A 4722-nucleotide genomic window follows, 5' to 3' on the forward strand; every position below is an offset into this window, starting at 1 on the left:
GCCGGCGCCGGCCGCGCGGCCGGGCAGGTCGAGGCGCTGCAGCGGCGCGTGCGCGATCTGGCCTCGGACGCGCGCGGCAACGTGGTCGGCGGGATCGAGAACGTGCGCGGCCAGGTCGAGCCGAAGGTGGTGCAGTTCAGCGCCGAGGTCGAGGCGCGGCTGGCGCCGGTGCTGGACAAGCTCGGCCTGAAGGGTCAGCGCAAGCCGCGCGCCCAGCGCAAGGGCCGCAAGCCGGCGGCGAAGCAGGCCGCCCCGCGTCGCGCCCCGCGCAAGCCGGCCGCGCGCCGCGCGCGCAAGGCCTGATACCGAAAAGGGCGCCCGAACGGCGCCCTTTTCGTTGCGGCGCGACGTCGCCGCCCGCGTTCAGCCGCGTCCGGCCTCAGTCGAGATAGGCGCGGATCAGCGTGTTCAGGTGCATCCGCTCGGCGTCGCGCAGGAACGGCGACAGCAGCATCATCACCTGGACGATGCCGTCGCGGATCGCCGCGTGCTCGTCCTTGTCGCCGCGCGCGGCGGCGTAGTTGAGCCAGAACGTCGCGATCACCAGCACGTTGGTCGCGGTGGCCGCCAGTTCGTCGCCGGAGGCGCGCATGATCCCGGCCTGCGACAGCCCGCGCATGACCAGGTGGGCCTGCTCGTCGGCGCGCTTGAGGATGCGCGCGAAGCGCATGCGCAGGCGGCGGTTGCGGCTGAGGATCTCGACCAGGTCGCGATAGAGGAAGCGGTAGTCCCAGATGCACTCGAACACCAGGTGCAACTGCAGCCAGATGTCCTCCAGCCCCGGCAGGCGCCCTTGCGGCGCGGCCAGGGCGGCGTCCATGCGCTCCTCGAATCGAGCGAACAGCTGCTCGATGATGTCGTCCTTGTTGCGGAAGTGGTAGTACAGGTTGCCGGGGCTGATCTCCAGCTCGTCGGCGATGTGGTTGGTGGTGACGTTGGGCTCGCCTTGCGCGTTGAACATGATCAACGCGGCATCGAGGATGCGTTGGCGGGTCTGTTTCGCCATCGGGCGGCCGGGGAAAGGCGGGGCGGGGCGCGGCGTCAGCCGCGCAGCTTCTTGACCAGGTCGACGTACTTCTTCTTGGCCTCGGCCTGATCGGTGCCCTTGAGCTTTTCCCAGGCTTCGTACTTGGCCGTGCCGACGAAGTCGAAGAAGCCGGGCTTGGGCCCGTTGACGTCGCCCTCGGCGCCCTGCTTGTACAGCGCGTACAGGCGCAGGAGGGTGTCGTTATCGGGGCGTTCGGGCAGGGACTGGACGTCCTTGGCGGCTTGTTCGAATGCGGCTTGGATATCGGACACGGCGGGCCTCTCCTGGGCACCAGGTTGAGGCGGCATCACACCATGCGACCCGGAGTGGGTCAATACGGAAAGGAATTGTTACCGCGCCCGCGCTCTGGCACCGTAGCGTCATGCCGCCGCAACGGCGGCCGATCGGGGCCATCCAGGAGAGGGGTATGAGCTATTTCGTCACCGGCGCGACGGGTTTCATCGGTCGCTTCCTCGTCAGCAACCTGCTGAAACGCAAGGGCACGATCCACGTGCTGGTGCGCAAGGATTCGCAGAAGAAGTTCGACGCCACGGCCAGGAAGATGGGCTGGGACCTCAAGCGGGTGATCCCCGTGGCGGGCGACATGACCCAGTCCAAGTGCGGGCTGACGCCGGCGCAATTGCGCGCGCTGAGCGGGAAGATCAAGCATTTCTTCCATCTGGCGGCGATCTACGATCTCACCGCCAGCGCGCAATCGCAGCGCGCGGCCAACATCGACGGCACCCAGCACGCGCTGGACCTGGCCGCCGCGCTCAACGCCGGCTGCTTCCACCACACCAGCTCGATCGCCGCCGCCGGCATGTACCCGGGCGTGTTCCGCGAGGACATGTTCGACGAGGCCGAGGGCCTGGACGATCCGTACCTGCGCACCAAGCACGATTCCGAAGGCCTGGTCCGCGCCGAGAAGCGGATCAAGTGGCGGATCTACCGCCCGGGCATGGTGGTCGGCCATTCGCAGACCGGCGAGATGGACAAGATCGACGGTCCGTACTACTTCTTCACCTTCCTCAAGAAGCTGCGCGAGATGCTGCCGCCGTGGATGCCGATGCTCGGCGTCGAGGGCGGGCGGATCAACATCATCCCGGTCGACTACGTGGTCGATGCGATGGACCACATCGCGCACAAGCCCAAGCTCGACGGGCATTGCTTCCACCTGACCGATCCGGAGCCGCAGCGCGTCGGCGAGGTGCTCAACACCTTCGCCCGCGCCGGCCACACGCCGGAGATGACCATGCGCATCGACGCGCGCATGTTCGCCTTCGTGCCCAGCGGCATCCGCGGCGCGGTCGGCAACCTGCCGCCGGTGCGGCGCTTCGTCGGCATGCTGCTGCGCGACTTCAAGATTCCCAAGGAAACCCTGAAGTTCATCACTTATCCGACCCGCTTCGACAACCGCGAGACCGAGCGCGCGCTGCGCGGCAGCGGGATCAAGGTGCCGCACCTGGACGATTACGCCTGGCGCCTGTGGGACTACTGGGAACGCCACCTGGATCCGGACCTGTTCGTCGACCGCACCCTCAAGGGCAAGGTCCGCAACAAGGTCGTGGTGATCACCGGCGGCTCGTCCGGCATCGGCCTGGCGACCGCGGAGAAGGTCGCGGCGGCCGGCGCGGTCACCGTCATCGTCGCGCGCGGCGAGGAGGAACTGTTCAAGGCGCGCGACGCGATGAAGGCCGCCGGCGGCAAGGTCTTCGCCTACACCGCGGACCTGGCCGACATGGCCGACTGCGACCGCCTGGTCGCGACCATCCTCAAGGAGCACGGCCACGTCGACATCCTGGTCAACAACGCCGGCCGCTCGATCCGCCGTTCGATCGAGCTCAGCTACGACCGTTTCCACGATTTCGAACGCACCATGCAGCTCAACTACTTCGGCAGCCTGCGCCTGATCATGGGCTTCATGCCGAAGATGACCGAGCGGCGCAAGGGCCACATCATCAACATCTCCTCGATCGGCGTGCTGGCCAATTCGCCGCGGTTCTCGGCCTATGTGGCGTCGAAGGCCGCGCTGGACGCGTTCAGCCGCTGCGCGCAGGGCGAGCTGTCGGGCAAGGGCATCAGCTTCACCACCATCAACATGCCGCTGGTGAAGACGCCGATGATCGCGCCGACCAAGATGTACGACAGCGTGCCGACGCTGACGCCCGACGAAGCCGCCGACCTGGTGGTCAAGGGCATCATCGAGCGGCCCAGCCGCATCGCCACGCGCCTGGGCATCTTCGCCTCGGTGGTCAACGCGCTGGCGCCGAAGGCCTACGAGGTGGTGATGAGCACCGCGTTCGAACTGTTCCCCGACTCGGCCGCGGCCAAGGGCGACCGCAAGGGGCTCAAGGACGAACACGCCAACAGCGAACAGATCGCGTTCGCGGCGCTGATGCGCGGCGTGCACTGGTAAACCCGCTCGCATCGCAAGCCGACGAAGCCCGGCCCCGCCGGGCTTCGTCGTTCCAAACATCCGCGCAACCCACCCGGGCTCCCTGTAGGAGCGGCGCAAGCCTCGACCGCGCCACCGCGCTTACGGCGCAACCTTGCTAGCCCGCAGTCGCGGCTCGCGCCGCTCCTACAGCGGCTTGCGGCCGCAGCGCAGCGTCGGCAGCGCACAAAGCCCGGCAGTGCCGGGCTTCGTCGTTCCAAACATCCGCGCAACCCACCCGAGGCCCCTGTAGGAGCGGCGCAAGCCGCGACCGCGCCGCCGCGCTTACGGCGCAACCTTGCAAGCCCGCAGTCGCGGCTCGCGCCGCTCCTACAGCGGCTTGCGGCTGCTGCGCAGCGTCGGCAGCGCACAAAACGAACGAAGCCCGGCAATGCCGGGCTTCGTCGTTCCAAACATCCGCGCAACCCACCCGAGGCCCCTGTAGGAGCGGCGCAAGCCGCGACCGCGACACCGCGCTTACGGCGCAACCTGGCAAGCCCGCGGTCGCGGCTCGCGCCACTCCTACAGCGGCTTGCGGCCGCAGCGCAGCGTCGGCAGCGCACAAAACGCACGAAGCCCGGCAGTGCCGGGCTTCGTCGTTTCAAGCATCCTCGCATCTCGCCCGGTGCTCCCTGTAGGAGCGGCGCAAGCCGCGACCGCGCCACCGCGCTTACGGCGCAACCTTGCAAACTCGCAGTCGCGGCTCGCGCCGCTCCTACAGCGGCTTGCGGCCGCTGCGCGGCGTCGGCAGCGCACAAAACGTACGAAGCCCGGCAGTGCCGGGCTTCGTCGTTTCAAGCATCCTCGCAACTCGCCCGGTGCTCCCTGTAGGAGCGGCGCAAGCCGCGACCGCGCCACCGCGCTTACGGCGCAACCTGGCAAGCCCGCGGTCGCGGCTCGCGCCGCTCCTGCAGCGGCCTACGGCTGGCTCAGTAGGCCTTGCACTGGAAGAAGCGCACCCGGCTGTTGCTGTTCGGCGGCGGCTGCAGCTGCACGCGCGAGGAACGCAGTTCCGGATAGCGCTCCAGCAATTGGCAGATCGCGTCGACGTCCGCCTTCTCGGCGTCGGTGAGACGGTAGATCAGCAGGTTCGACGCGGTCGACCACAGCGCGCGTTCGGTGCCGGGCAGGCGCGCGGCGCTGCGGATCACTTCGGCGCGATCGGCGTCGGCGTTGCTGGTGGACGCCGACGCTACCGGCGTGGCCGCGGGGTGCGGCGCCGGCGCGGGCGGCGCGATGGGCGCCGGTTGCGGCGTGGCGG

Annotated in this window: 4 protein-coding genes and 1 pseudogene; 2 read left to right on the plus strand and 3 right to left on the minus strand. The window is 68.7% G+C overall.

Features of this window, described 5'->3' with window-relative positions:
* A partial coding sequence (locus tag A7A76_RS12925; RefSeq protein ID WP_206411572.1) for a hypothetical protein occupies positions 1-303 on the plus strand: 303 nt, incomplete at its 5' end.
* 76 nt (positions 304-379) lie between these two features.
* Here A7A76_RS12925 and A7A76_RS12930 read toward each other — a convergent pair.
* Together A7A76_RS12930 and A7A76_RS12935 are read right to left on the minus strand one after the other, a co-directional pair.
* Complete coding sequence (locus A7A76_RS12930) at positions 380-1006, minus strand: TetR/AcrR family transcriptional regulator (RefSeq protein WP_206411570.1); 627 nt, start codon at positions 1004-1006, stop codon at positions 380-382.
* Between the two features lie 35 nt (positions 1007-1041).
* Entirely contained in the window at positions 1042-1299 is a 258-nt protein-coding gene (locus A7A76_RS12935; RefSeq protein ID WP_074865404.1) for an acyl-CoA-binding protein, read from the minus strand.
* A gap of 155 nt (positions 1300-1454) precedes the next feature.
* Between A7A76_RS12935 and A7A76_RS12940 the strand changes: the two genes are divergently transcribed.
* Positions 1455-3443 (plus strand): SDR family oxidoreductase, encoded by a 1989-nt coding sequence (locus A7A76_RS12940; protein WP_206411571.1) that lies wholly within the window; start codon positions 1455-1457, stop codon positions 3441-3443.
* Between the two features lie 947 nt (positions 3444-4390).
* Here A7A76_RS12940 and A7A76_RS12945 read toward each other — a convergent pair.
* A pseudogene (locus tag A7A76_RS12945) lies at positions 4391-4722 on the minus strand (hypothetical protein); the annotation flags it as partial.

It is taken from the genome of Lysobacter enzymogenes (assembly GCF_017168095.1).
Classification (GTDB): domain Bacteria; phylum Pseudomonadota; class Gammaproteobacteria; order Xanthomonadales; family Xanthomonadaceae; genus Lysobacter; species Lysobacter enzymogenes_D.